This is a genomic window from Nocardia sichangensis (genome assembly GCF_047200615.1).
Classification (GTDB): Bacteria; Actinomycetota; Actinomycetes; order Mycobacteriales; family Mycobacteriaceae; genus Nocardia; species Nocardia sichangensis.
Genome location: NZ_JBJZOK010000005.1, coordinates 298999 through 324872, shown reverse-complemented (window position 1 = coordinate 324872; position 25874 = coordinate 298999). Strand labels below are relative to the sequence as shown.

The following is a 25874-nucleotide window of genomic DNA, read 5'->3' as shown; positions in this document are numbered from 1 at the left end:
CCGCGGGGGCCGTTATCGCCGTCACATGCGGGGTGCTGGTATGCGGGCGCACCCTGCGCCCCGGGTAAAATCGGTGGTTCTTGTGCGCGTCGGGTCGCACAATCGAGCACGCGTCCAGCACCACGATCCGCTAGGAGAAGTTTGTGATCACCGCGACCGACCTGGAGGTCCGGGCCGGAGTCCGCACCCTGCTGTCCGCTCCCGGACCGGCGCTTCGGGTGCAGGCGGGCGACCGGATCGGGTTGGTCGGGCGCAACGGCGCGGGGAAGACCACCACGCTGCGCATCCTGGCAGGCGAGGGGGAGCCGTACGCGGGCAAGATCCTGCGCTCCAGCGATATCGGTTATCTGCCGCAGGATCCGCGCGAAGGCAACCTCGACGTGCTGGCCCGCGACCGGGTGCTGTCGGCGCGCGGCCTGGACACGCTGATCCGGGAGATGGAGAAGCAACAGGCGCTGATGGCCGAGGTCGCCGACGACAAAGAGCGGGAGAAGGCGGTCCGCAAGTACGGCCGGCTCGAGGAACGCTTCTCGGCGCTGGGCGGTTACGTCGCCGAGAGCGAGGCGGCGCGCATCTGCAACAGCCTGGGTCTGCCCGACCGCGTGCTCGGTCAGCCGCTGCGCACCTTGTCCGGCGGACAGCGGCGCCGAATCGAATTGGCGCGCATCCTGTTCGCCGCCTCCGACGGCAGCGGCGGGCGGTCGGACACCATCTTGCTGCTGGACGAGCCGACCAACCATCTCGACGCCGACTCGATCACCTGGCTGCGTGGTTTCCTGCAGAACCACGACGGCGGCCTGATCGTCATCAGTCACGACGTGGACCTGCTCGCCGACGTGGTGAACAAGGTGTGGTTCCTGGACGCGGTGCGCGGCGAGGCCGACGTCTACAACATGGGCTGGAAGAAGTACCTGGACGCGCGCGCCACCGACGAGCAGCGCAGGCGGCGGGAACGCGCGAACGCCGAGAAGAAGGCGAGCGCGCTGCGCGCCCAGGCGGCCAAGCTCGGCGCCAAGGCCACGAAAGCGACTGCGGCACAGAACATGGCCAAGCGCGCCGATCGCCTGCTGGCCGAACTCGACGACGTGCGCGTCGCCGACAAGGTCGCCAGGATCAAGTTCCCCGAGCCCGCCGCCTGCGGCAAGACGCCGCTGATGGCGGAGAACCTGACCAAGGTCTACGGCTCGCTGGAGATCTTCACCGGCGTCGACCTCGCGATCGACCGCGGTAGCAGGGTGGTGGTGCTGGGGCTCAACGGCGCGGGAAAGACGACGCTGCTGCGCCTGCTCGCCGGAGTCGAGCAGCCGACGGCGGGTGGTCTGGTGCCGGGGCACGGTCTGAAGGTCGGTTACTTCGCCCAGGAGCACGACACCCTGGACGACAACGCCACCGTGTGGGAGAACATCCGCCACGCCGCGCCGGACGCCGGTGAGCAGGAGCTGCGCGGCCTGCTCGGCGCGTTCATGTTCTCCGGCCCGCAGCTCGACCAGCCCGCGGGCACGCTCTCGGGCGGTGAGAAGACCCGTCTCGCGCTGGCCGGACTGGTCTCCTCGGCGGCGAACGTGTTGCTGCTGGACGAGCCGACGAACAATCTCGACCCGGTGTCGCGGGAACAGGTTCTCGACGCCTTGCGCACCTATGCGGGCGCGGTGGTGCTCGTGACCCACGACCCGGGTGCAGCGGAGGCATTGTCTCCGGAACGTGTGATCCTGCTCCCGGACGGGACAGAAGACCATTGGTCGGCCGAATATCTGGAACTTATTCAGCTCGCGTGAGATTCATCACAGGTACCCGTTGATCACGGCCTGCTGAGTGCTTAGCCTGGAAAGACGCTGCTCGGCGACTCGGAGGAAGCCATGAGCGACAGGCCACAGAGCAAGGCCACATTGGGTAAGGGCACACGCGTCACCGGCAAGTCACGCGATCGCCTACAAACCCAGTTGAAGAAACAGTACGAGGCCGGTGCGAGCATCCGGTCACTGGCGCGGTCCACCGGCCGCTCCTACGGTTTCATCCACAACGTCCTCGTGGAGTCGCATGTGCAGCTCCGCAGCCGGGGTGGAGCCAATCGCCGCAAGAGCCCATAGCGCCGCAACGGCGTGCTTTGCCGCCGGACGGCTACGCGGCCGCCACGAGCGGAGCCCCCAACCGGATCGACGTCGACGCCCCCGAACTGGATGTCTACCTCGCCGAGCTGCACGGCGGCGTCGATGCCAGGTCCTCGGGCGCATGTCGGCGATCGAGTGGAGCCGCAATGCAATTCAGCGGCGCTCGCGCCGTTGGTCGTCGCGCGGGACCCGTCCAGCGACGGGCTTCGGCTGCTGTTGTCGTCCGGTGGAGCGCCGCTGCGCGGCGAATGCGGGGCCGCCGTTGCCGCATACCGTGGCGTTTCCGGTCTCGATATCGTGCCGCCGGACCTGTGACCGGGTTCAGTAGCCCTCCACCATGCCGTCACCGTCCACCAGCAGGTTGGCCAAGCTGCGAAAGATCGGCAGCCCGGTCTTGATCTCCAGGTAGGCGAACTGGCCCTGCGGGTTGACCTCCAGGAAGTAGTACTCGCCATCACGGCCGAGCCGAATGTCGAGCACGCCGAAGGACAATCCGAGTGCGCCCATCAGCGTGGCCAGTGACTTGCTCACCGAGGCGGGCAGGTGATCGTGCGCGAAATCGACCGACGTGTCCAAGCGGGAGTCGACCTTGCCGACGCCCGCTTGGGAGTCGATGCGCACGGTCCATTCGACCCCGTCCACCCACACCACGCGCAGATCGCAGCTGGCGTCGACGTAGTCCTGGAAGGTGGTCGGCGCCGAACGGATCGCGGCCAGCCTGCCGAAATCGTCCCTGGAGATGATCCTGGTCTCGGCGAACTCCGCCCGGCTGGTGCCGGTGCGCTTGTAAACGACCGGACCGGGCCGGGATTCGACGAAGCTGCGCGCCTCGTCCGGATCGTTGGTGATCAACGTCTCCGGCACCGCGAACCCGGCCCGCAGCGCCGTCTCCAGCTGGACGATCTTGCGTGCCGCGGTGCGGTCGGCGCCGGGGTCGTTGACCCAGTGAGCGGGGATGGACCAGAGCAGCCCTTGAATGAATCCGTCGCACTCGGCCTGGCGAAACTCGTTGTCCGAGGCGCGGACACCCGCGGGCACCCGCGCGGGATGCGGTCGCCGCCACCACACCGACCGCACGTCGTCGAGGCCGATCAGGTGCGACAGCGAGCGTGTGGTGCCGAGTCGGTCCAGCCGGAAGCTGCCGGACTCCTGGGGGAAATCGCGCAGGTCGAGGTGGATCGGGCCGAGCCCGTGGTGTTCTCGCAGCGTCGCCGCCATCGCGGTGGCGTGTAGATCATCGGATTCGGACACGATCAGGACCGAACCGCGCCGGCGTGCGGCCATCCGCCTGCCGCTCAGTCGAGGCTGTCGCAGTTGATGCCGTCGTCGCTGCCGTTCATCGACTTGGTCTGGCAGTAGGTGAACGTCGCACCGCTCGCACCCGGGCAGTCGACGAGTTGCAGCCGGTCGGCCCAGGTTTCGGTGAGCCGGCGCAACTGCTCGTCGCCGAGCGCCTCCGACGGTGACTCCGGGATGGTCATCGGCCGATCGACCAGGTCGATCCGCAGCCTGCGGGTGAAATCGGCGGTGGCGCCAGCGCGAATGTCCACCAGCACCGGGCGCCCGTCCTGATCGGCGTGGGGCGCCGCGGAATCGACCACGCGCAGGACATCGGACCGACTGAAGGTCCACGTTCCCTCGGCGACGCGCACGCTGATCTGCCGGTCCGATTCCGCGACCAGCAGACCCTGGAGCGGAGGAACGCGGTCACCCCTCGGCGTCGTCCCGGGAAGGTGGATTGCGTCGGTCATAGCCGTTTCTCCGATCTGCTCGCGATTTGCCACGACCCCCAAGCGTGTGAGCGATCATATCGCGATGAGCGGCGTTATCGGCTCGGATCGCGAGATTTCCCGGCCTATGGCAAACCGAATTCCGATTCATAACGCCCGAGTACCGAAAGTTTTCCGGTAGCCTGGAAATGCTGAGATAGCAATCGAGAAGCTAATCTCCCGTGAGGCGCGGATGCTGCTCATAGCCCGATATTGGCGGCTGTGCATCTGTACTCTCGTCCTGCTGGGCGCAGGTGGCCCGCGACGACGGTTGCTGTGCGGCATCGTATTTCCTCCCGCGTCGCGCCGTGCTCGACTCGCTCCGAATTGATTGTCCGCGGGCGGATCCGGAAGGGCGCCGACTTCACTTCCGGTTCGCGTTGCGCTCCGCCCACCAAGCGGGGGCGTCGACGAAGTGGTTGTCGAACTCGTCCTGAGCGGCGGCGAGATCGGTCATCGGGGATTCGCCCGCGGCGATTCGTTCCAGCAGCCGGAAGTACTCGAAGCGCTGCACGCCGGGCGTGAGCGCGATGAGGATCCGTGCCGTACTGTCCGGTGCGGCGCCGAAGGCGTGCGGCATGAATTCCGGGACCACGATCGAACCACCCGCGCCGACGGTGACGATGCGGTCACCGGCGAGCAGTTGCAGTTCGCCGTCCGCGACATAGAACAGTTCGTCGGAAAGCGTGTGATAGTGCGGCGCCGCGCCGTCCGCTCCACGGTCCATGTCGACCTCGAGTGTGCTCAGCCCGCCGCCCGCCTCCTCGGCGTCGATCAGCAGGCGCATGGTGACAGACGTGGTACGCAGAGTCTCCGCATCCTGCGGCTGACGGATCGCGACGTCCTTGCGTGGCGCGGGAATGGCCATCGGAGCCTCCAGATTAGTTCGGTGATTGATAATTCGCTACCGAACTATATCGTGCCGAATAAGATCCTGTCCATGACCGAGCGGAAAACGGACGCCGTGGACGCGATCGTGGCGCAGTGGCAGCGGGAACGACCCGACCTGGATCTCGAGGCGATGGCCGTGGCCGGACGTCTGGGCAGGCTGTTGGTGGTGGCGCAGCGTGAGATCGAGGCGGTATTCGGCAAGCACGGCCTGCAACGCGGCGAATTCGACGTACTCGCCGCGCTCCGTCGTTCGGGCGCGCCGTTCGAACTCAGCCCGTCGGTGCTCGCCGACACGCTGATGTTGTCCAGGGCGGGCATGACCGGACGGCTGGACCGGCTGGAGTCGGCGGGACTGGTGCGGCGCGTCGCGGACGTGCGGGACCGCAGGGCGGTGCGCGTCGGCCTCACCGAGGCAGGACGGGAATTGGTCGACACCGTGGTCACCGAGCACACCGCGAACGAGACGCGGATGCTGTCCGTGCTCACCGCGGGGGAACGACGGGAACTGGACCGGCTCGCGCGAATCCTGCTCAGCAGCATGGAACCGGACGCGTAGCCGCGGTAGCTCACGCACCCTTCGATCCGCCGAATCGCGCTCTACTTGGGCGAACTCGTGCCGCGATGAGGTAGCCCGATACTCGTGCCGAGTGGGCGTCCCTGCTCTACCTTGAGATTCCGTACCGAAGGGGTCGGTGCGGTGGGGCAAGGAGGCCACGATGATCGACATCATCACTCTCCGCGGCACCGGGGAGCCGCGCAACTCCGACGGAACGCCCGCGGGCATGCTGCACGACGTCGTGAAACTACTCGACACCGGGAAGTTCAGCTGCTTCGAACCGGATTGGCCCGCTTCCGTCGGCCCCGTGCCGGAGGTCTGGGGTCCTTCGCTGGAGACGTCGGTACGGCTCGGCATCGCCGCCGGCGTGCGGGCGATCCAGGACTCGCCGAACGTCTGCGGCCTGCTGAGTTATTCGCTCGGCGGCATCTGCGCCAGCCGGATCCTGGAGGGCGTGCGGTCCGGGAAGTACAAGAACACCGACGGAACGCCGCTGGAGATCGCCTTCGTGGTGAACATCGCCAACCCGCTGCGCCGAGCCGGGCAGTCGGTCGGAAACCTCTGCCCGGCGAATACGTTCGGCCTGCATGGGCAGCGCGGCGCGTGGCCCGCGTCGATCGACATCCGCGAGTACGCGAATCCCGGCGACATCATCACCGCGTCGCCAGCGGATTCGCCGTTGCGCGTCATCGACGTGGGTATCTCGCCGTTCTCGTTCGTGGAGGGCGCTCGGATCGGCAACGTCGCGCCGCTGATCTTCGCCGAACTGCTCGAAGTCCTGCTGCGCGACCCGATCGCGAACCTCGAGCGCTACACGACGGCCGTACGCGGCGTCATCGGCTATCTGACCCCGTGGCCCGACGGTCAGCACGTGCTCTATTCCGGACGGAACATGCCGGGGACGAACGTGCTGTGGACCACGCACGCCGCGGAGTACCTCAACGCGGCGTACTAGCCGCTCTCACTGCTTGCGTCGGACCGACGCCTCGACCAGATCCAATACGGCGGAAAGGTTCTCGTTGGTGTGGCCGGAGGCGATCCGGGCGATCAAACCGTCGAGGACGAGGTCGAGGTAGCCGAGCAGCACGTCGGTGGGCACGTCGTCGCGCAGCGCGCCCGCGGCCTTACGACGTTCCAGGCGGGCCAAGGTGGCGGCGGTGAGTTCGGCCGAACGCTGGGTCCAGCCCGCCCGGAATTCGGGATCGGTGCGCAGCCTGCGGGCGATCTCCAAACGCGTTCCGAGCCAGTTGAACTGCTCGGGGTGGGCGAGCATGTCGCGCATCACCTGCACGATGCCCTGATTGGCCGCGACATCGGCCATGCGTTCGGCGTCTTCCTGGGCGAGGGCGAGGAACAGCGCGTCCTTGTCCCGGAAGTGGTGGAAAATGGCTCCCCTGGACAGCCCGATCTCTTCCTCGAGGCGGCGCACGGTGGCGCCGTCGTAGCCGTACTCGGCGAAGCAGCGGCGTGCTCCGTCGAGGATCTGGCTGCGCCGGGCGGCGAGGTGATCGTCACTGACCTTGGGCACGGAATCCTCCAGCGGGGAAACACGGACCCCCGCGTCGGCGGTAGACCGACGCGGGGGTTGTCCGACACGAGACTTCAGTGGCGCGAACACGCGCCAGCGAAGGTGGCGCGATCAGGCACGGATCATGTTGCGCAGCACGTACTGCAGGATCCCGCCGTTGCGGTAGTAGTCGGCCTCGCCGGGGGTGTCGATGCGGACCACCGCGTCGAAGGTGATCTTGTCACCGTTCTCCTTGGTGGCCGTGACCTTCAGGGTCTTCGGGGTGGCACCCTCGTTGAGCTGGGTGATGCCCTCGATGTCGAAGGTCTCGGTGCCGTCCAGCTTCAGCGACGCGGCCGACTCGCCCGCCGGGAACTGCAGCGGGATGACACCCATGCCGATGAGGTTGGAGCGGTGGATGCGCTCGAACGACTCGGTGATGACGGCCTTCACACCCAGCAGGCTGGTGCCCTTGGCGGCCCAGTCGCGGGAGGAGCCCGAACCGTATTCCTTGCCGCCGAGCACGACCAGCGGGACGCCCGCGGCCTGGTAGTTCTGCGAGGCGTCGTAGATGAACGCCTGCGGGCCACCCTCCTGGGTGAAGTCGCGGGTGTAGCCACCCGAGACGTCGTCGAGGAGCTGGTTGCGCAGCCGGATGTTGGCGAAGGTGCCGCGGATCATCACCTCGTGGTTGCCGCGCCGCGAGCCGTAGGAGTTGTAGTCCTTGCGCTCGACGCCGTTGGCCTCCAGGTACTGCGCGGCCGGGGTGCCGGGCTTGATGTTGCCCGCCGGGGAGATGTGGTCGGTGGTGACCGAGTCGCCGAGCAGCGCGAGCACCCGGGCGCCCTTGATGTCGGTGACCGGCTCCGGGGTCTGCGGCATGCCTTCGAAGTACGGGGGCTTGCGCACGTAGGTCGACTCGGCGTCCCACTCGAAGGTCTTGCCCTCCGGGGTGGGCAGGCTGCGCCAGCGCTCGTCACCCCGGAACACGTCCTTGTAGTCCTCGAGGAACATGTCGCGGCTGATGACCCGGTCGATGGTGTCCTGGATCTCCTGCGGCGAAGGCCAGATGTCCTTCAGGAAGACGTCGTTGCCCTCGGTGTCCTTGCCCAGCGGGTCGTTCTCGAAGTCGAAGTCCATGGTTCCCGCGAGCGCGTAGGCGATGACCAGCGGCGGGGAGGCCAGGTAGTTCATCTTCACGTCGGGGGAGATGCGGCCTTCGAAGTTACGGTTGCCCGACAGCACCGCGGTGACGGTGAGGTCGTTGTCGTTGACCGCCTTGGAGATCTCCTCCGGCAGCGGGCCGGTGTTGCCGATGCAGGTGGCGCAACCGAACGCGACCAGGTTGAAGCCCAGCTTGTCCAGGTACGGCCACAGGCCCGCCTTCTCGTAGTAGCCGTTGACCACCTGCGAACCCGGAGCCATGGACGTCTTCACCCACGGCTTGCGGGCCAAGCCCTTCTCCACCGCGTTGCGGGCCAGCAGGGCCGCGCCGAGCATGACCGACGGGTTGGAGGTGTTGGTGCAGGAGGTGATCGAGGCGACCACGACGGCGCCGTGGTCGAGCACGAAGTCGCCGTACTCCTCGCTGCGCACCGTCACCGGCTTGGACGGACGGCCCTCGGCGCCGTTGGCGGCCGACACCAGCGACTCGGCGCCGTCGTCGGCGAAGGACAGCACGGCCGGGTCGCTCGCGGGGAAGGACTCCTCGACGGCCTCGTCCAGCTTGCTGTGCGGGGTGTCGGCGGCGGGGCCGCTCTCCGCGTCGTTGGTGTAGTTGTGGATGTCCTTGCGGAACGCGATCTTGGACTCCGACAGCAGGATCCGGTCCTGCGGGCGCTTCGGGCCCGCGATGGACGGCACCACGGTGCTCAGATCCAGTTCGAGGTATTCGGAGTAGGCGGGCTCGGAGTCGGCATCGTGCCAGAGGCCCTGCTCCTTGGCGTACGCCTCGACCAGCGCGACCTGCTCGTCGGAGCGGCCGGTCAGGCGCAGGTAGTCGACGGTCACGTCGTCGATCGGGAAAATCGCGGCGGTGGAACCGAATTCGGGGCTCATGTTGCCCAGGGTGGCGCGGTTGGCCAGCGGCACCTCGGCCACGCCCTTGCCGTAGAACTCGACGAACTTGCCGACCACGCCGTGCTTGCGCAGCATGTCGGTGACGGTGAGCACGACGTCGGTGGCGGTCACGCCCGGCTGGATCTCACCGGTCAGCTTGAAGCCGACGACGCGCGGGATCAGCATCGAGACGGGCTGGCCGAGCATGGCCGCCTCGGCCTCGATGCCGCCGACGCCCCAACCGAGGACGCCGAGGCCGTTGACCATGGTGGTGTGCGAGTCGGTGCCGACACAGGTGTCGGGGTAGGCCTGGCCGTTGCGGACCATGACGACGCGGGCCAGGTGCTCGATGTTGACCTGGTGCACGATGCCGGTGCTCGGCGGGACGACCTTGAAGTCGTCGAACGCGGTCTGGCCCCAGCGCAGGAACTGGTAGCGCTCGCCGTTGCGCTGGTATTCGATGTCGACGTTGCGCTCGAAGGCGTCGGCGCGGCCGAAGACGTCGATGATGACGGAGTGGTCGATGACCATCTCGGCGGGGGCGAGGGGGTTCACCTTGTCCGGGTCGCCGCCCAGGGTGGCCACGGCCTCGCGCATGGTGGCCAGGTCCACGATGCACGGCACGCCGGTGAAGTCCTGCATGATGACGCGGGCGGGCGTGAACTGGATCTCGGTGTTCGGCTGCGCCGTGGGATCCCAGCTCGCGATGGCGCGGATGTGATCGGCGGTGATGTTGGCGCCGTCCTCGGTGCGGAGGAGATTCTCCGCGAGGACCTTCAGTGCGTACGGGAGTTTCTCGGTGCCGGGCACGGCGGAGAGGCGGAAGATCTCGTAGGAGTTGCTTCCCACCTCGAGGGTGCCCTTGGCGCCGAAAGTATCGATACTTGTCGTCACGTCAGCTCCACTCGTCTGTGCGGGTGGCCACCGGCGGGGCTGTGCCGGCGGCCGAGTCTTCGGAGGTGCTCCGGCGCCGCTCCGGCGCTGGTTCCTCGCGCCTACGACCTTAACAGTACGCTTGTCCTGTGAAACACCAGGGGGCGGTTCGGCGTGCCGCGCGCGCGAGATGCGACACTCCGTCGCGTACTGTGCTTTCGAGCCAGCAAGGGGGATCTTGCTCGCCCTGCAGTGTTGGATGCCCGTCGCTTCGGTTGCCGATGCGGCTCGACAGACCGGATGGAAGATGACCGCCCCGCACAACTCGGTTTTCACCCCTATGGCCGCCGAATTGCCGCCGAATGTCACCGCCGACACCGTGCGCTCGCTCAACGCCGATCTGGCCGACGATCACGTCGCGACACTGACCGGTAAGGACAAGAAGGAACTGGCCGCCATCGCCGCGGAGGCGCGATCGCAAGGAATCCCGCTGAGCATCGTGGTCGTACCCGGCAATCCAGGACACGACTCGAGCCTACGGGACTTGGCCACCGAGGTGGGTAAGACGCAGCACGGCACCGTGGTCGTTCTCAGCGACGACTGGGTGGGCACCTACAGCGACACGATCAGCCGTGTGCGGCTGGAGTGGGCCGAGGACGCCGCCAAGGGCACGCAGGGTAAGAGCGGAGAAGCCGCGAGCATCTTCACCGCCCGCTTGGAGACGCCGGAGTCGATGTCCTGGACCGCCATCACCTGCGCACTGCTGGGTGGAACGGTGGCGGTCATCGCCGGACTGTACTGGGTCAAGGTCCGGCGGGCGGCGGCCGACGGTCCGGAGCGTGTGGCGAGCGCCCGGCGGACACCGGACGGCGAGTCGTCCGACGCGCGCGCCATCTGAGGTCGCGGCGCTTTTCTGCGAAGCCGGCTGCGGCCGATTCGACATTCTGGTGGTGACCCGCGCCTGGTAACGGCGCGGTTGTCCATCGCCACTCGGCCGCAGGCGCGGTACCTCTGCGCGTCGCAGGCGTGCGTCGCTGACACCGCCTTCGCTCGATGCGAAGCCGAGCTGTGTCCGATATGGGGCGAAATCGGGCCGTCAGCATCCCTGTAGCTAATTTTCCGAACGGTTGGTCTGTTGTGTTCGGAAAAAGCGTGGCTCGCAGTACAGCAAATTTCTAGCAATGAAGAAGATGTGGGCGGCAACAAGGTCGATGCCGTTTTGTCGGTGACGTAAGTGTCGTACGGTTCGAATGGTCCCTGATGGGGAATAAGTGTTCCCAGAGGCCATCTGTCGACCACAGTGCATCCTGGTTCGCCTGATGCCCTCGAGGATTGCCGGAATCCGGTCCTTGGAGGTGTGATGCGCAACAACGGCGGGCTCACCAACCGGCGCCGACTATCGGTCGCTGTGGGGTTGCTGATTGCGGTCGTTGTAGTGGTCACGACTGGACCTGTCGCTGCTGTGCCACCTCCTCCGCCAAATCCCAGCGACGGCGAAATCGCCCAGGCGGGCGCGCAGGTGGATGCCGGTGTCGCCGAGGTCGGCACCCTGATCAACCAGGTCGCCGTGGTCGATCAGCAACTGGGGCAACTCGACGACGCCGTCGCGCAGCGCCGGGAGGACGTCAACCGAGCGCTGGTGGACCTGCAGACCGCGCGCGACGCCGCCGACGCGGCCGCCGTCGTGGTGGTGGACACCCAGCTCGACCTCGCCGATGCCGCGGCCAAGGTGGGCCAGGCGCGACGCAACTTCGATCAGTTCGCCACCCAGGCCTATACCAATCCGGGCTCCGGCTCGATGGTCACCTACCTCGCCGCGGCCACCCCCGCGGTCGCACTGGACCGGGCCCAGCTCCTCGAGCTGGTCTCCAAGAATCGTCAGCAGGTGCTGGACGGCCTGCGGCGCGCGCAGATCGATCAAGGCAACAAGAACTCCACCGCGCGGCGGGCGAAATCGGACGCCGACACGGCCGCCGCCGTCGCCGCCGCGCGCAGGGCCGACGCCGAGAACGCGGTCGCCGCGGCGAAGGCCGAACTCGACCGGCAGACCGCCCAGCGCGACGACCTGCTGCGGCGGCGCCAGGACGCGCAGGGCAGGCTGGATCAAGCGCGGCAGAACGTGGCCGGCCTGCAGGACCAGCGTGACGCGTACCTGGCCTGGGACGCCATGCGCAAGGTGGAGGAAGCGGCGGTGCGTGCCGCCGCGGCGGCGGCCGCCGCGCGCGCGGCCGCCGACCAGGCCGCTCGCGATCGCGCCGCCGAACTCGGCACCGGAAAACGCCCGCACACTCAGCTGGAGGACGCGCCGCCACCGCGGCGGAGCGCGCCACGACCGAAGTCGCCACCGGTCGAAGGCTCCGCGGCGATCGAGATCGTGGTCGATCGCGCCATGTCACAACTCGGCGTCACCTACGCCTGGGGAGGCGGCGACGAGGACGGGCCGACCCGCGGCATCCGGGACGGCGGCGTCGCCGACAGTTACGGGGACTTCGAGAAGGTCGGCTTCGATTGCTCGGGGTTGATGGTCTACGCGTTCGCGGGCGTGGGGGTCTCACTGCCGCACTACAGCGGCTACCAATACAACGCGGGCACCCGAGTGCCGGTCGGCGATCGCGAGCGCGGCGACATGCTGTTCTGGGGGCCGAACGGCAGCCAGCACGTGGCGCTGTATCTCGGCGACGGGAAGATGGTGGAGGCGCCGGAATCCGGCGACGTGGTGAAGGTGTCCCCGGTCCGCGAGGGCGGCATCATGCCGTTCGCGGTGCGCGTCGTCTCCTGATATCGGACATTCCGGGTGCCCCGCCCGGCCGGAGGACCGCGGAAATTCCCATTCTGTCGGGTCCGGTTGCGGCACAGGCGGTGATTACCTGGAATAGTTGTGGCAGCACGCACAGGACCAAGGCGAAAGCGGGGATGTTGGTGACTTCGACGGACGGTGTGAGCGGAGCGAACTCGGCGAAGGATGCGCCGGTCTCGACGCCCAGCACCCTCGAGCGTGACGTCCAGACCCTGGAGAAGGCGATCTACGAGGTCAAGCGGGTGATCGTGGGCCAGGATCGCCTGGTCGAACGACTGCTCGTGGGCGTGCTCGCACGTGGTCACGTTCTGCTCGAAGGTGTTCCCGGCATCGCGAAGACCCTCGCCGTGGAGACCTTCGCCAGGGTGGTCGGCGGCTCGTTCGCCCGCGTGCAGTTCACGCCCGACCTGGTGCCCACCGACCTCATCGGTACTCGCATCTACCGGCAGGGCCGCGAAGAGTTCGACACCGAACTCGGCCCGGTCGTCGCCAACTTCGTGCTCGCCGACGAGATCAACCGCGCGCCCGCCAAGGTGCAGTCGGCGCTGCTCGAGGTGATGGCCGAGCGGCACGTGTCGATCGGCGGCAAGACCTACCCGATGCCCGACCCGTTCCTGGTCATGGCGACGCAGAACCCGATCGAGAGCGAGGGCGTGTACCCGCTGCCCGAAGCGCAGCGCGACCGCTTCTTGTTCAAGGTCGTCGTCGACTACCCCTCCGTGGAGGAGGAGCGCGAGATCATCTATCGGATGGGCGTCACCCCGCCGGAGGCGAGCCGGATCCTGGAGCCGGAGGACTTGATCCGTCTGCAGAAGGTCGCGGCCAACACCTTCGTGCACCACGCCCTGGTCGACTACGTGGTCCGGGTGATCGCGGCGACCCGCAAACCGGCCGATTTCGGCATGCAGGACGTGGCCAGCTGGATCTCCTACGGCGCGTCGCCGCGCGCCAGCCTCGGCATCATCGCCGCGGCCCGCGCCGTCGCGCTCATCCGGGGCCGCGATTACGTGGTGCCGCAGGACGTCGTCGAGGTGATCCCGGACGTGTTGCGCCATCGCCTGGTGCTGTCCTACGACGCGCTCGCCGACGAGATCAGCCCGGAGGACGTCATCAAGCGCGTTCTGCAGACCGTCGGCCTGCCACAGGTCGCCCCGCAGGCCGTCGCGCCCGGCGTGCCCGCCGCGCCGCCGCAGGGCGCCCCGCAGCAGGTTCCCCAGCCGCCGTCGCCGCAGCAGGCCGTGCCCCAGCCGCCCAACGGGCAGCAGTCGCAGCCCGCGGGCACCGTTCCGCCGAAGTGACCTCGGCATCGGATCGGGTCGCGCCAGTGCCGACGTCGCCGTCCCACGCACCGCCGTCCTTCCACGCGGGGGAGTTGACCGACCCCAGGCTCACGGTCGCGCTCAAGACCCTCGAACTCACCGTGCGCCGCAGGCTCGACGGCGTGCTGCACGGCGATCACCTCGGTCTCATCCCCGGTCCCGGCTCCGAGCCGGGTGAGGCGCGCGCCTACCAACCGGGCGACGACGTGCGCCAGATGGATTGGTCGGTCACCGCCCGCACCACTCATCCGCACGTGCGGCAGATGATCGCCGACCGGGAGCTGGAGACCTGGATGGTGGTCGATCTGTCGGCCAGCCTCGACTTCGGCACCGCCGCCTGCCAGAAGCGTGATCTCGCCATCGCCGCCGCGGCCGCCATCACCCATCTGACCAGTGGCGGCGGCAACCGGATCGGTGCGGTCGTCGCCACCGGCGAACGGTTGACCCGCATCCCGGCGCGCGGCGGGCGCGTCCACGCCCAGTCGCTGTTGCGCGGCATCGCGACCACACCGCACGCGCGCGACGGCGTGCGCGGCGACCTGCGCGGCGGCATCGAATCGCTGCGCCGTCCGCAGCGCAAACGTGGACTCGCGGTGATCATCAGCGATTTCCTGGGTGACATCGATTGGCAGCGCTCGCTGCGCGCGATCTCGGCCAGGCACGATCTGCTCGCGGTCGAGGTGCTCGACCCGCGCGACCTCTCCCTGCCCGACATGGGCGACGTCGTACTGCACGACCCGGAGACCGGACGCACCCGCGAGTTCAGCGTGACTTCCACGCTGCGCGCCGATTTCGCGGCTGCCGCGCAGCGCCACCGGCAGCAGGTCGAACAGGCCCTGCGCAGCTGTGGCGCTCCGGTGCTCACCTTGCGAACCGATCGGGACTGGATCGCCGACGTGGTCCGGTTCGTGTCCACCCGGCGCCACAGCTTCGGCGCCCCGACCGGGCGGGTGCCACGCCAGTGAGTATTTCGCATTTCACCGCACAGATCTGGCTGGGATTCCTCGTCGTCATCGCGCTGATCGCGCTCGGCTACGTCCTGGTGCAGCGCAACCGGCGCAAGCACATGTTGAAGTTCACCAACATGGCGCTGCTGGAGAAGGTCGCTCCGTCGCGGCCGAGCGCGTTCCGGCATGTGGCCGTCGCGCTGCTGCTGGTCGGCCTGGTGTTCCTCACCGTCGCCGCGGCCGGACCGACCGCGGTCAAGAAGGTGCCGCGCAACCGCGCGACCGTCATGCTGGTGATGGACGTGTCGCTGTCGATGGAGGCGACCGACGTCGCCCCGAGCCGCATCCAGGTCGCCAAGAAGGCGGGCAAGGAGTTCGTCGACGGACTGCCCGAGGGCGTGAACATCGGCTTCGTCACCTTCGCGGGCACCGCTTCGGTGATGGTCTCGCCCACGACGAACCACGAATCGGTCAAAGCCGCGATCGACAATGTGCGGCTGGCCGAGCGCACCGCTACCGGTGAAGGCATTCTCACCGCGCTGCAGGCGATCGAGACGCTCGCCACGGTGCTCGGTGGCGCCCAGGAGCCACCGCCTGCCAGGATCGTGCTGATGTCGGACGGTAAGCAGACCGTTCCGGATTTCAAGGACGTCGACAACCCCCGGCACGAGTACGTCGCCGCCCGGCTCGCCAAGAGCAAGAACGTCCCCATCTCGACCATTTCCTTCGGCACTCGCTGGGGCGTCGTCGAGATCCCCCGGGAGGACGGCAGCAAAGACCAGGTACGCGTCGAGGTGGACGACGACGCCATGCGCGAGATAGCGCGACTGTCCAGCGGCGAGTTCTACACCGCGTCGTCCTTGCAGGAGTTGACCAAGGTATACGACACCTTGGAGCAACAGATCGGGTACGAGCTGACCAGAGGCGACGCCAGTCGTCCGTGGCTGCTGCTCGGACTGGTGGTCGTCGCGGCGGGAGTGGTCATCGGTCTGGTGTATCGCCAGCGTTTGCCTTAGCGCTGCGAACAGCAAGGCGCGCAGGCGATTACACGGGCCATAGCCGGGAAAGTGTGTTACCGTGCCCAGGACGGGCGGTAAGGGAGTGCCGCCCTCCATTTGGGGAGGAATCATGCGAATTTCTGCAATCGTCACCGCAATCGCGTTCGCCGCGCTGGCCTTTGTCGTGGCTCCGCTTCCGGAAGCTTCAGCGGCAGGCTGTCCAACCGGCAGTCTGTGTCAGTACTCCGGTGTCGGCTTTTCCGGTACGGCGAAGGTGGTCACGCTCAACACCAAGAACTTCCGGAACTACTGCGGACCCGCGGGAGATCCGAGCACCAGATCGGTGATCAACAACACGAACGTCGAGTTGCTGTTCAGCTCCGGTTCCAACTGTGGCGGCGGACAACCGTACCGTTACGTGGGGCCGGGTAAGCAGGTGGAGGATCTGGGGTTCGACGCGCTGTCTGTGACTTGGTGCCCCAGCTGCTGAGCAGCGCCTCTCGCGTCGCTCGCCGAAGGTGAGTGAAAGGCGGCGCATCGATCGAATGCCGACCGGCCGGTGGTGTCCTGCACACCACCGGCCGGTCCGCGTGATCGGGCTTCGTTTCGCGCTGTCATTGTGGCGTTTCACGAACGCGGCCGGGCTCGGATGGCGGTCGGACGAACGTGGCGGCCCGGTCGTTGCCTGCCGATTCGACCAGGTAGGTTGAACCCCATGTCGAACATCACATCCCGGTCGGTCCTGGTGACCGGCGGAAACCGCGGCATCGGACTCGCGGTCGCGCAGCGTCTGCTTGCCGACGGTCACAAGGTGGCCGTCACGCATCGTGGCTCGGGGGTGCCGGACGGCCTGTTCGGTGTGAAATGCGATGTGACCGACAGCGAATCGGTGGACGGCGCCTTCGCCGAGGTGGAGGCGCACCAGGGTCCGGTCGAGGTGCTGGTGGCCAACGCGGGCATCACCGACGACACGCTGCTCATGCGGATGAACGAGGAGCAGTTCACCCGGGTGCTCGACGCCAATCTGACCGGTGCGTTCCGGTGCGCCAAGCGCGCGAACCGCGCCATGCTGCGCGCGCGCTGGGGCCGGATGATCTTCCTCGGCTCGGTGGTCGGCATGAGCGGCCAAGCCGGTCAGATCAACTACGCCTCCTCCAAGGCCGGTGTGATCGGTCTGGCCCGCTCGATCACCCGCGAGCTCGGCTCGCGCTCGATCACCGCGAATGTCGTCGCCCCGGGTTTCATCGAGACCGACATGACCGCCGACCTGCCCGAGGACATGCGCGACATGGCCAAGAAGTTCATCCCCTTGCAGCGGCTCGGCCAGCCGGAGGACATCGCGGCCGTGGTCAGCTTCCTGGCTTCCGAGGACTCCGCCTACGTCTCCGGCGCCGTCATCCCGGTCGATGGCGGCATGGGCATGGGCCACTGACCACACCGAACGCGTAGCGCGGCCGGTCCAGGCCGCCCGCAGCCAACCCCACATTCGAATTTCAGGAGAACCGAGAACTCATGGGCGGACTGCTCGAAGGCAAGACCATCCTGGTCACGGGCATCATCACCGACTCGTCGATCGCGTTCCACGCGGCGGCCGTCGCGCAGGAGCAGGGCGCGAAGGTGCTCATCACCGGCATCCCGGAGCGGCTGCGGCTGATCGACCGGATCGCCAAACGCCTGCCCCAGGAGGTACCGCCGGCCATCGGGCTCGACGTGACCAGCGAAGAGGATCTCGCAGGCCTGGCCGACAAGCTGCGGGAACTGGCTCCGCAGGGGATCGACGGGGTGCTGCACTCGATCGCGTTCGCGCCACGCACCCTCATGGGGCCGGAGGCTCGGCCGTTCCTCGACGGCCCGGGCCCGGATGCCGCCAAGGCGTTCGAGATCTCGGCGTGGAGCTACGCGTCGCTGTCGCGCGCGGTGTTGCCGGTGATGAACGAGGGCGGCTCGATCGTCGGCATGGACTTCGATCCGCGCACCGCGATGCCGTTCTACAACTGGATGGGCGTGGCGAAGGCCGCGCTGGAGTCGGTGAACCGGTATGTCGCCCGCGAGGTGGGCGCGGCGAAGAAGATCCGGTCCAACCTCATCGCCGCGGGGCCGATCAAGACGCTGGCCGCCAAGGCGATCGCGGGCACCGCGACCGACGACGCCGCCAAGCTCAATCAGCTCAACGTCTACTGGGACGGCGCCTCGCCGATCGGCTGGGACGTCGACGACCCCACGGTGGTGGCGAAGTCGATCGTGGCGCTGCTGTCGGACTGGCTGCCTGGCACCACCGGTTCGATCATCTACGTCGACGGCGGAGCCAGCCACAACACCTGGTTCCCGGAGAACATGGCGATCAACTGAGCCGATCGGATGGGAGACACCGTGGTTCGAACCGCCGACGCGCTGCTGCTGCTGTCCTTCGGCGGTCCGGAGCGTCCCGAGGACGTGATGCCGTTCCTGGAGAACGTCACCCGGGGCAGGGGAGTGCCGCGTGAGCGCCTGGAAGCGGTCGCCGAGCACTATCTGCACTTCGGCGGTGTCTCGCCGATCAACGCGCTCAATCGCGACATCATCACGGCGGTCGAGGCCGAACTGGCCGCCGCGGGTATCGAGCTGCCGGTGTACTTCGGTAACCGGAACTGGCATCCCATGGTGGAGGACACCGTCGGGCGGATGGCCGCCGACGGTGTCGGCGCCGCACTGGTCTTCCCGACTTCGGCGTGGGGCGGCTACTCCGGATGCCTGCAGTACCACGAGGACATCGCCCGGGCGCGTGCGGCTTTCGGTGCGGGCGCGCCGGAACTGCTGAAGCTGCGTCAGTACTTCGATCACCCGCTGTTGATCGAGACGTTCGCCGATGCCATTCGCGCGGCGCGCGATCGGCTCCCGGCCGGGCAGCGCGCCGCGGCAAGGCTGGTGTTCACCGCGCATTCCATTCCGGTGTCGGCCGATGCCGCCGCGGGTCCGCCTGCCGACGGCGGTCGGCTGTACAGTCGTCAGGTCGCCGACGCGGCCCGATTGTGCGCCGCGGCAACCGGTTTCACCGATTACGACCTCGTCTGGCAGTCGCGTTCGGGTCCGCCGCAGGTGCCGTGGCTGGAACCGGACATCGTCGACCACCTGGACGATCTCGCGGCCAAGGGGGTCGAGGCCGTGGTCGTCTGTCCGGTGGGCTTCGTCTCCGACCATCTCGAAGTCATCTGGGATCTGGACAACGAGGCCGCGCGGAAAGCCGCCGAACTCGGTATGGGCTTCGCGCGGGCCGCGACGCCGGGAAGCGATCCGCGTTTCGCGAAGCTGGTCGTCGAACTGGTGTCCGAGCAGTTGCGCGGAGCCGAACCCCGGCGGCTCGGCGCGGTGCCCGGCTACGGCTGCACGCGCGACGGCGCGCCGTGCGCCGTCGGCTGCTGTGCGGTCACGCGCCGTCCCACTGCTGGGAATTGAGGAGGAGCGGTCGCGGATAGCATCGCCTGCGACCGATCGCCGAATCCGACTTTCTGGGGGGTACCTCTAGATGACCTATGCCGACATGCTGACCAATGCCGCCGTGCTCGATCCGCACGCCTGGTCCGACACGAACGTATGGACCGTGGCGCTCGACGTCACCGAGGCCAGGCGCCGTGGTCGCAGCGGTGGCGGCGGTGGTTTCTCGATCGGAGGTCTGCTGCTGTGCATCGGGGTCGTCGCCGTGGTCATCGGGCTCGTGATCTGGCTGAGCAAGCGGAACAAGTCGAATCAATCGAACCAGCCCCAGCAATATCCGCAGCAGCAGTACCCCCAGCAGTATCTTCCGCAGCAGAATTTGCAGGGACAACCTCAGTATCCGGCGCCGCAGTACCAACAGCCCTATCCGCCGCAGGGGCAACAGCAGTATCAGCAATATCCGCCGCAGCACCAGTACCCGCCGCAGCAGCCGCCGTACCCGCCGCAGCAGTGAAACTCGCCGCGCCTGTGACTCAGAAGCCCGGGCTGGTCAGGCGGGTGTAGACAGTGGGGAAGCCAGGGCGGGCCGCGCCTACGCCCCAGGATGTGAGACCGGCAAGTCGCCCGTCGACGAGAATCGGGCCGCCGCTGTCGTACTGGGCGGTGTCCGCGGTGGGAGTGCCCGCGCAGAGCATGGTGTACGGATCGAAGGCCGGACCATAGGCGGTGGCGCACTCACCATCGGCGGCCAGTGGGACGTTCGCCGCGCGCAACCGGGTGTTGGTCTCGTCGGTTTCGGAGGTCGCGCCCCAGCCCAGGATGGTCGCGTTGCCCGAAGTGGGCGGGGCGACGGTGATCGTCGGACCGGGCTGCGGCTCGTCCAGGGTGAGGATCGCCACGTCGTTGCGATACGCGGTCGTCATGTCCAGAACGGTTGCCAGGAAACCCGGATGCATGCGAATGTTCTTGACATGCACGGTTTTTCCGTCGCTTCCGCGAAGGTCGTCACGGCCGAAGGTGACGGTGAGCGTTTGGGTCAGCGTCTGTGCCAGGGCCACGCAGTGCGCCGTCGTGATCACCTGGTCCGGTGCGACGAGCGCGCCGCCGCAGAACTGCCCGGAGGCGCGGGTGAGTAACAACGGCGTGCCGATGGCCGCCAGCCACGGATACTCCGATGTCGTCGCGTCGGCGCCGCCCACGATCGCCGAGGCCGGGGCGTGCAGGGTGAGACCGAACAGAACAGTCGCGATGGTGACGGCGGCCATGCGGCAACGATGGGAAAAACGCATCTCACACCGCCCCGGCATAATGTCAGCGGCTTCCGCGCGCGGAGGCGTGCACGGCGACCAGGCGCGCGGCGCGGATCGCGTCCCACAGCGGCCGCAGCAGCGATTCCTGCGCACCGATCGCGCTGGCGGAGGTGGGCGCGGAAGCGGGCTCCCGCTGCGCCACCGTGAGGATGGCCGCGACATGATCGGCGGTGTCGAGAATGCGCCTGGCGCGCAATGAAATCGACTCGGGATAGTCGTGCCGCGAATAGTCGGCCAGTTCGGCTTCGATGAGCTCGCGGGGATCGGAGTCTGGCGCGCCCAGCGATGTGGTGTGCAGCTTCATCAGCGCGTCGGCGGCATCGCGAACCGCTTCGCGCATCGCGTATTCGGCTTCGCCGAGGGACATGTCGGGGCCGGGCGCCGAGGGGATGGGCGCACTGTAGACGGTCCATTGCAGCGTGTCGTCCTCGGCCCAGCGCGGGATGAGGCCGGTGCCCTCGGTGCCGGGTACGCCGATCAGCATGCCCTCGCCCGCCTCGATCGCGTCGGCGGCGAACGCCGTGCCCGCGGGGACGCCGCGGATGTCTCCTGGGACCGGGAGCACCAACCGCAGTTGCGCGCCGGGTTGCGCCATCGTCTCGCGAATCACCTTGAGCAGTGCCATGACTCCGCTCCCCGGCAGGTTGCCGTGGGCGGACCAGGGTAGGTCGGTGCGGCCGCCGGTGAGCGGATCACCAGCCGCGATGGTGTGCTTCGGCGCCCACGCGTGCAAGGCGGCCAAAACGTCGTCGGGCGCACTGCAGCCGGCCAGCCAGGAGCTCGCCCACACCGTCAGCGTCGCACTTGGAGAGCACATAATTATCGAGCATAAAGGGTGGGCGCTACCGGTGGGCATCCATACGCAAGGGCATTGGTGAGCAGCACGGAAACCGCGGGCGCCGCGCTGCCCGCGCCGAGCGAGTCCGTGCGGATACCGTCCGGCATCGGAGCGGGGCGCTCATCCTCCGCCGTCGCTAGTCCGGCTCGGTGACGAAATCTATGAGTCGCTCGACCGCGCCGATGAGTGGCGTCTCCAGGTCGCGGAAGGAGGACACCGCCTCGTACACCTTCCGCCAGCCGTCCTGCGGGGAGCCCCAGCGCAGGCGTCGGCAGACGCCGGTCTTCCAGTCCTCGTCGCGCGGCACCCGCGGCCACTCCGCGATGCCGAGGGTGGCCGGGCGCACGGCTTGCCAGACGTCGACGAACGGGTGCCCGGTCACCAGGACATGTGGCCCGAGCCCGGTGGTCAGCTGGGTCTCCTTCGATCCGGTCACCAGGTGGTCGACCAGCACGCCGACCCGCCTGCCCGGGCCCGGCCGGAAGTCCGCCAGCCGAGCGGCAAGATTGTCCAAGCCTTCCAACTGCTCGACGACGACGCCCTCGACGCGCAGATCGTGGCCCCACACCCGCTCGACCAGCGCGGCGTCGTGCACGCCCTCCACCCAGATCCGGCTGCCACGGGCGACCCGGGCGCGCAGGCCCTCCACCCTGGTGGAGCCGGAGGCCGAGCGGTTCGGCGTCTGCGGCGCGGCGGCCCGCGGCCGCACCAGCGTCACCGGCTCGCCGTCGATGAGGAACGCCGCCTCGCGCAGCGCGAACAGGCGCACCGTGCCGCGAGCGTCCTCCAGCTTCACGAACTCGCCGTCGTAGCTGCGATCGAATCCGACCACCGCGCCGCAGAATCCGGTGGCGGCATCCTCGACCACCAGGTCGCGTTCCGCGGTGACCGTCGGCACCGCCCTTTTCTTCGATCGAGGATGCCCGGAGAAGATGTCGCCATACCTGTCACGCCCGCTCACCTGCCTGAAGCTAGCACCGCCGCTGTGGCTTTCGGCGGACCAGGGGCACCGCGCGTCCACGCGTGGAATTCATCGGGAGTACTCGTCGATGATGCGCCCGAGATCATGATCCGCGCACTACAGTGGTCGTGTGGCCGCAATTTTTTGGCTGGTCGCGGGCATTCTGCTCGCGGCGGCGGAGATGCTCACCGGCGACCTCACCTTGCTGATGCTCGGTGTCGCCGCGCTGGGCACCGCGGGTGTCAGCGCGGCGGCGGATACCTCCGTCGTGGCCGACGCCGTCGTCTTCGCGGTGATCTCGGCGGTGCTGCTGCTCGGTGTGCGCCCGATCATCCGGCGTCGCTACGGAACTCCTCCGCCCACGCCGACGAACGTGGACGCCCTGCCGGGCAAGACCGCTCTGGTGCTCGAGCAGGTGGCGGCGCACTCCGGCCAGGTGAAACTGAACGGCGAGGTGTGGACCGCGCGGCCGATGGACACGACCGAAGTCTATGAACCGGGTACGACCGTTTATGTCATGAAGATCGACGGCGCGACCGCCGTCGTCTGGAAGGGGCCTTGATGGCTGTACTGATCGTTGCCGCCGTCCTCATCTTGCTGGTCGTGGTGGTGGTCTTCAAGTCGATCGCGCTGGTGCCGCAGGCCGAGGCCGCGGTGATCGAGCGGCTGGGGCGGTATTCGCGGACGGTTTCCGGCCAACTCACCTTCCTCGTGCCGTTCGCCGACCGCGTCCGCGCCAAGGTGGATCTGCGGGAGCGGGTGGTGTCGTTCCCGCCGCAGCCGGTGATCACCGAGGACAACCTCACCCTGCACATCGACACGGTGGTCTATTTCCAGGTGACCAGCCCGCAGGCGGCGGTGTACGAGATCAGCAACTACATCGCCGCTGTCGAGCAGTTGACCGTCACCACACTGCGTAACGTCGTCGGCGGCATGACGCTCGAACAGACTCTCACCTCACGCGACTCGATCAACGGCCAGCTGCGCGGCGTGCTGGACGAGGCGACCGGGCGCTGGGGACTGCGCGTCGCGCGGGTCGAGCTGAAGAGCATCGATCCGCCGCCGTCGATTCAGGAGTCGATGGAGAAGCAGATGAAGGCCGATCGCGAGAAGCGCGCCATGATCCTCACCGCGGAGGGACAGCGCGAATCGCAGATCAAGACGGCCGAGGGCTCGAAGCAGGCGCAGATCCTGTCCGCCGAGGGCGCCAAGCAGTCGGCGATCCTGTCGGCCGAAGGCGAACGGCAGAGCCGTATCCTGCGGGCACAAGGTGAGCGCGCCGCCTCCTACCTGCAGGCGCAAGGCCAGGCCAAGGCCATCGAAAAGGTCTTCGCCGCCATCAAATCCGGCAAGCCGACGCCGGAATTGCTTGCCTACCAGTACATGCAGACGCTGCCCATGGTCGCGCGCGGTGACGCCAACAAGGTGTGGCTGGTGCCGAGCGATTTCGGCAAGGCGCTGGAGGGGTTCGCGAAGAGCTTCGGCACGCAGGGCGAGGACGGTGTGTTCCGGTACGAGCCGCCCGCCTCCGACGGCGCGGAAGCAAAGCCCGAGGACGACTCCGATGTCGCGGACTGGTTCGACACCGCGCCCGACCCGACCATCGAGCGCGCCGTGCGCGCCGCCGAGGCGACGGCGCGGACCCCGGTCGAGGGGCTGACCCCGACACCGCCCCCGCCGGCGTTCGAACCTTCGCCGCACCAGCCGGTCATCCCTCCGCATGAGGCTTTCCCGGCTCAGCAGCAGCCGCCGCAGCAACCTCCGGCCCAGCGCCCGGACGACCCGCACGGCCGTCCTTGGCAGCCGCCGGAGAACTTCACGAAATAACCTCGCGCCGGCGCCGCCCCGGACTCCGCCCGAGTTCGGGGCGGTCGCGTCGGCGCGGCCGAATCACTCAGCCGGGCAGCCCGGCGGCGCGGATCGCCGGGACGACGACATCGGCGATGCCGCGCATGCCCTGCGGGTTGAGGTGGTAGGGCAGCAGCGTCTCGGTGGCGAGGACGGGCTCCATCCAGCGGACGCCGACGGGCGCGCACGCGTCGCGGCCCTCCGATGCGGCGCTGGTGTCCACGTAGATCGCGCCGTGCGCGGTGGCGACGCGGGACACCACGGAATTGAGATGATCGAAGGCGGCTTGGATGGGCGCGGCGTCGGACGGGCGGAGACCGACCAGCGCCGGGCAGCCGCCGTCGCGCACGTAGCGCGGCCAGCCGTCGACGACGATCAGCGCGTGCGGCGCCCGGGCCGAGATCTGTTGCAATGCGGCCGCGTAAGGCGCCGCGATCGCATCGATGTCGACGTCCCAGTCCGGACCGGCGCAGGTACCGGCCCCGGAGAGGCCGTAGACGTGGCAGGCGACGATGTGTTCGGCCATCAACGCGTCGTTGGCGCCGATGTGCACGGTGACCAACCTGGTGGCGGGGCCGAGCGGATCGAACTGGGGCGGAATGCCCGGCTGCTGCGGGGCGGTGAGGTCCGCGATGAGGGCGGAGTTGCAGGTGCGGTCGTCGATCCGCAGGCCCAGGTCCCGGGCGACCAGTTGCGGTGTGTTCGCGGTCGAGCGAAGGCATCGGAACGGGGCCGAGATGTCGAAGTTCCGCACGCCCGTGGTGGCCGCCCCGGAATCGCCCACGGCGACGTATTCGGCCCCGCCGATGGGATCGGCCGCGGCGGGGGAGGTGGCGCCCAGGGCGATCAGACAGGCGGTGACCGCTGTGGCCCGCGCAAGATTCGTCATGTCGTTTCTGTCCGTCCATTCGTCGGCGCGCTCACGAAACATGTACGTCTCTCCGTGCCGAACGCTACTCGCCGGAGGCGTGCCCGCGGGTGGAATCGGGTGGCAGACTGCGAGGTATGACGACATCTGGATGGGCCGATGTGGACAGCTACCTGGTGGAGACACTGGTGGCGGATCCCGATTCCGACGCGGCGCTGGAGGCGAACAAGGCGGCCGGCCTGCCCGCGATCGACGTGTCACCGCCGCAGGGGAAGTTTCTCCATCTGCTGGCCAGGACGGTCGGCGCGCGACGCGTGCTGGAGATCGGCACGCTCGGCGGATACAGCACGATCTGGCTGGCCCGCGCGGTCGGCCCCAAGGGGCGGGTGGTCACGCTCGAGTTCGCCGCCCGGCACGCCGAGGTGGCGCGGGCGAATCTGGACCGTGCGGGCGTCGGCGACCGAGTGGAGATCCGGGTCGGCGCCGCGCTGGACAGCCTGCCCGTGCTCACGCAGGAGGATCCGGAACCGTTCGACTTGGTCTTCATCGACGCCGACAAGGTGAACAACGCGAATTACGTACTGTGGGCGCTGCGGCTGACCCGGCCGGGCTCGGTGATCATCGTCGACAACGTCGTGCGCGGCGGCACGATCGCCGACGAGCGGTCCGTGGACCCGAACGCGCAGGCCAGTCGCGAACTCGTCGAATTGCTCACCGCCGAACCGAGCCTGGACGCGACCGTGGTGCAGACCGTCGGTGCGAAGGGCTGGGACGGCTTCGCCTATGCCGTGGTGAACGGCGACAACGTGGAGTGA

Annotated in this window: 27 protein-coding genes; 18 read left to right on the top strand and 9 right to left on the bottom strand. The window is 68.1% G+C overall.

The genetic code is table 11. The annotated features are described in order from the left end of the window. Nucleotides 1–143: 143 nt before the first annotated feature. The 3 genes from ACL03I_RS09990 to ACL03I_RS09980 all read left to right on the top strand — a co-directional run bounded on the left by ACL03I_RS09990 (nucleotide 144) and on the right by ACL03I_RS09980 (nucleotide 2423). Nucleotides 144–1775 carry an ABC-F family ATP-binding cassette domain-containing protein gene (locus tag ACL03I_RS09990; protein WP_355070857.1) on the top strand — a complete coding sequence of 544 codons (1632 nt, stop codon included), beginning with the start codon at nucleotides 144–146 and terminating at the stop codon, nucleotides 1773–1775. Between the two features lie 81 nt (nucleotides 1776–1856). After that, a complete protein-coding gene (locus ACL03I_RS09985; RefSeq protein WP_355070859.1) occupies nucleotides 1857–2087 on the top strand; it encodes a helix-turn-helix domain-containing protein in 231 nt (76 codons plus the stop codon). A gap of 123 nt (nucleotides 2088–2210) precedes the next feature. Beyond that, complete coding sequence (locus ACL03I_RS09980; protein WP_412805715.1) at nucleotides 2211–2423, top strand: hypothetical protein; 213 nt, start codon at nucleotides 2211–2213, stop codon at nucleotides 2421–2423. A gap of 6 nt (nucleotides 2424–2429) precedes the next feature. On the opposite strand, the gene ACL03I_RS09975 is transcribed toward ACL03I_RS09980, so the two are convergent. From ACL03I_RS09975 to ACL03I_RS09965, 3 genes are all read right to left on the bottom strand, one after another. Continuing rightward, nucleotides 2430–3359 (bottom strand): hypothetical protein, encoded by a 930-nt coding sequence (locus ACL03I_RS09975; protein ID WP_355070861.1) that lies wholly within the window; start codon nucleotides 3357–3359, stop codon nucleotides 2430–2432. 44 nt (nucleotides 3360–3403) lie between these two features. Beyond that, nucleotides 3404–3859 (bottom strand): hypothetical protein, encoded by a 456-nt coding sequence (locus ACL03I_RS09970; RefSeq protein ID WP_355070863.1) that lies wholly within the window; start codon nucleotides 3857–3859, stop codon nucleotides 3404–3406. A 382-nt stretch (nucleotides 3860–4241) separates the two neighbouring features. After that, complete coding sequence (locus tag ACL03I_RS09965; RefSeq protein ID WP_412805714.1) at nucleotides 4242–4745, bottom strand: cupin domain-containing protein; 504 nt, start codon at nucleotides 4743–4745, stop codon at nucleotides 4242–4244. 72 nt (nucleotides 4746–4817) lie between these two features. Here ACL03I_RS09965 and ACL03I_RS09960 point away from each other — a divergent pair, with 72 nt between their 5' ends. Together ACL03I_RS09960 and ACL03I_RS09955 are read left to right on the top strand one after the other, a co-directional pair. Then, complete coding sequence (locus ACL03I_RS09960) at nucleotides 4818–5324, top strand: MarR family winged helix-turn-helix transcriptional regulator (protein ID WP_356961859.1); 507 nt, start codon at nucleotides 4818–4820, stop codon at nucleotides 5322–5324. Nucleotides 5325–5484: 160 nt separating this feature from the next. Beyond that, nucleotides 5485–6279: a hypothetical protein gene (locus tag ACL03I_RS09955; RefSeq protein ID WP_355070869.1), complete on the top strand. Its 795-nt coding sequence runs from the start codon at nucleotides 5485–5487 to the stop codon at nucleotides 6277–6279. A gap of 6 nt (nucleotides 6280–6285) precedes the next feature. Here ACL03I_RS09955 and ACL03I_RS09950 read toward each other — a convergent pair whose 3' ends face one another. Both ACL03I_RS09950 and ACL03I_RS09945 read right to left on the bottom strand, forming a co-directional pair. Further along, nucleotides 6286–6852 (bottom strand): TetR/AcrR family transcriptional regulator, encoded by a 567-nt coding sequence (locus tag ACL03I_RS09950; protein WP_039798681.1) that lies wholly within the window; start codon nucleotides 6850–6852, stop codon nucleotides 6286–6288. A 111-nt stretch (nucleotides 6853–6963) separates the two neighbouring features. Further along, a complete protein-coding gene (locus ACL03I_RS09945; protein WP_355070871.1) occupies nucleotides 6964–9783 on the bottom strand; it encodes an aconitate hydratase in 2820 nt (939 codons plus the stop codon). A 286-nt stretch (nucleotides 9784–10069) separates the two neighbouring features. On the opposite strand from ACL03I_RS09945, the gene ACL03I_RS09940 reads away from it, so the two are divergent. From ACL03I_RS09940 to ACL03I_RS09895, 10 genes are all read left to right on the top strand, one after another. Next, nucleotides 10070–10660: an Rv1476 family membrane protein gene (locus tag ACL03I_RS09940; RefSeq protein ID WP_356961861.1), complete on the top strand. Its 591-nt coding sequence runs from the start codon at nucleotides 10070–10072 to the stop codon at nucleotides 10658–10660. A gap of 462 nt (nucleotides 10661–11122) precedes the next feature. Beyond that, nucleotides 11123–12541 (top strand): NlpC/P60 family protein, encoded by a 1419-nt coding sequence (locus ACL03I_RS09935; RefSeq protein WP_356961863.1) that lies wholly within the window; start codon nucleotides 11123–11125, stop codon nucleotides 12539–12541. Between the two features lie 134 nt (nucleotides 12542–12675). Further along, complete coding sequence (locus ACL03I_RS09930; protein ID WP_355070877.1) at nucleotides 12676–13857, top strand: AAA family ATPase; 1182 nt, start codon at nucleotides 12676–12678, stop codon at nucleotides 13855–13857. A gap of 26 nt (nucleotides 13858–13883) precedes the next feature. Further along, complete coding sequence (locus ACL03I_RS09925; protein ID WP_355070879.1) at nucleotides 13884–14843, top strand: DUF58 domain-containing protein; 960 nt, start codon at nucleotides 13884–13886, stop codon at nucleotides 14841–14843. Further along, nucleotides 14840–15841 carry a VWA domain-containing protein gene (locus tag ACL03I_RS09920; protein WP_355070881.1) on the top strand — a complete coding sequence of 334 codons (1002 nt, stop codon included), beginning with the start codon at nucleotides 14840–14842 and terminating at the stop codon, nucleotides 15839–15841. The genes ACL03I_RS09925 and ACL03I_RS09920 overlap by 4 nt, the downstream gene beginning before the upstream one ends. 112 nt (nucleotides 15842–15953) lie before the next feature. Then, nucleotides 15954–16313, top strand: a complete 360-nt coding sequence (locus ACL03I_RS09915) for a peptidase inhibitor family I36 protein (RefSeq protein WP_355070883.1) — start codon at nucleotides 15954–15956, stop codon at nucleotides 16311–16313. A gap of 225 nt (nucleotides 16314–16538) precedes the next feature. Next, entirely contained in the window at nucleotides 16539–17255 is a 717-nt protein-coding gene (fabG1, locus tag ACL03I_RS09910; protein WP_355070885.1) for a 3-oxoacyl-ACP reductase FabG1, read from the top strand. Nucleotides 17256–17335: 80 nt separating this feature from the next. Beyond that, nucleotides 17336–18172, top strand: coding sequence for an NADH-dependent enoyl-ACP reductase InhA (gene inhA, locus ACL03I_RS09905; protein WP_355070887.1), 837 nt, complete (start codon nucleotides 17336–17338; stop codon nucleotides 18170–18172). Nucleotides 18173–18193: 21 nt separating this feature from the next. Continuing rightward, nucleotides 18194–19255, top strand: coding sequence for a ferrochelatase (locus ACL03I_RS09900; protein ID WP_364431172.1), 1062 nt, complete (start codon nucleotides 18194–18196; stop codon nucleotides 19253–19255). A gap of 70 nt (nucleotides 19256–19325) precedes the next feature. Continuing rightward, entirely contained in the window at nucleotides 19326–19748 is a 423-nt protein-coding gene (locus tag ACL03I_RS09895; protein WP_355070891.1) for a hypothetical protein, read from the top strand. A gap of 19 nt (nucleotides 19749–19767) precedes the next feature. Here ACL03I_RS09895 and ACL03I_RS09890 read toward each other — a convergent pair whose 3' ends face one another. The 3 genes from ACL03I_RS09890 to ACL03I_RS09880 all read right to left on the bottom strand — a co-directional run bounded on the left by ACL03I_RS09890 (nucleotide 19768) and on the right by ACL03I_RS09880 (nucleotide 22343). After that, nucleotides 19768–20499 carry a S1 family peptidase gene (locus ACL03I_RS09890; RefSeq protein WP_356961870.1) on the bottom strand — a complete coding sequence of 244 codons (732 nt, stop codon included), beginning with the start codon at nucleotides 20497–20499 and terminating at the stop codon, nucleotides 19768–19770. A gap of 46 nt (nucleotides 20500–20545) precedes the next feature. After that, on the bottom strand, nucleotides 20546–21361 hold the full coding sequence (locus ACL03I_RS09885) for a hypothetical protein (protein ID WP_355070895.1): 816 nt from the start codon (nucleotides 21359–21361) through the stop codon (nucleotides 20546–20548). Nucleotides 21362–21518: 157 nt separating this feature from the next. Beyond that, on the bottom strand, nucleotides 21519–22343 hold the full coding sequence (locus tag ACL03I_RS09880) for a DUF3097 domain-containing protein (protein ID WP_355070896.1): 825 nt from the start codon (nucleotides 22341–22343) through the stop codon (nucleotides 21519–21521). 130 nt (nucleotides 22344–22473) lie between these two features. Between ACL03I_RS09880 and ACL03I_RS09875 the strand changes: the two genes are divergently transcribed. Beyond that, nucleotides 22474–22905 (top strand): NfeD family protein, encoded by a 432-nt coding sequence (locus ACL03I_RS09875; RefSeq protein ID WP_355070898.1) that lies wholly within the window; start codon nucleotides 22474–22476, stop codon nucleotides 22903–22905. Then, nucleotides 22905–24170, top strand: a complete 1266-nt coding sequence (locus ACL03I_RS09870) for an SPFH domain-containing protein (protein WP_355070900.1) — start codon at nucleotides 22905–22907, stop codon at nucleotides 24168–24170. Before ACL03I_RS09875 ends, ACL03I_RS09870 begins: the two co-directional genes overlap by 1 nt. Before the next feature lie 67 nt (nucleotides 24171–24237). On the opposite strand, the gene ACL03I_RS09865 is transcribed toward ACL03I_RS09870, so the two are convergent. Then, the gene (locus ACL03I_RS09865) at nucleotides 24238–25080 is read right to left on the bottom strand and encodes an SGNH/GDSL hydrolase family protein (protein ID WP_379251842.1); all 843 of its coding nucleotides are present in this window, start codon (nucleotides 25078–25080) and stop codon (nucleotides 24238–24240) included. A 116-nt stretch (nucleotides 25081–25196) separates the two neighbouring features. Here ACL03I_RS09865 and ACL03I_RS09860 point away from each other — a divergent pair, with 116 nt between their 5' ends. After that, the gene (locus ACL03I_RS09860; RefSeq protein ID WP_412805713.1) at nucleotides 25197–25874 is read left to right on the top strand and encodes an O-methyltransferase; all 678 of its coding nucleotides are present in this window, start codon (nucleotides 25197–25199) and stop codon (nucleotides 25872–25874) included.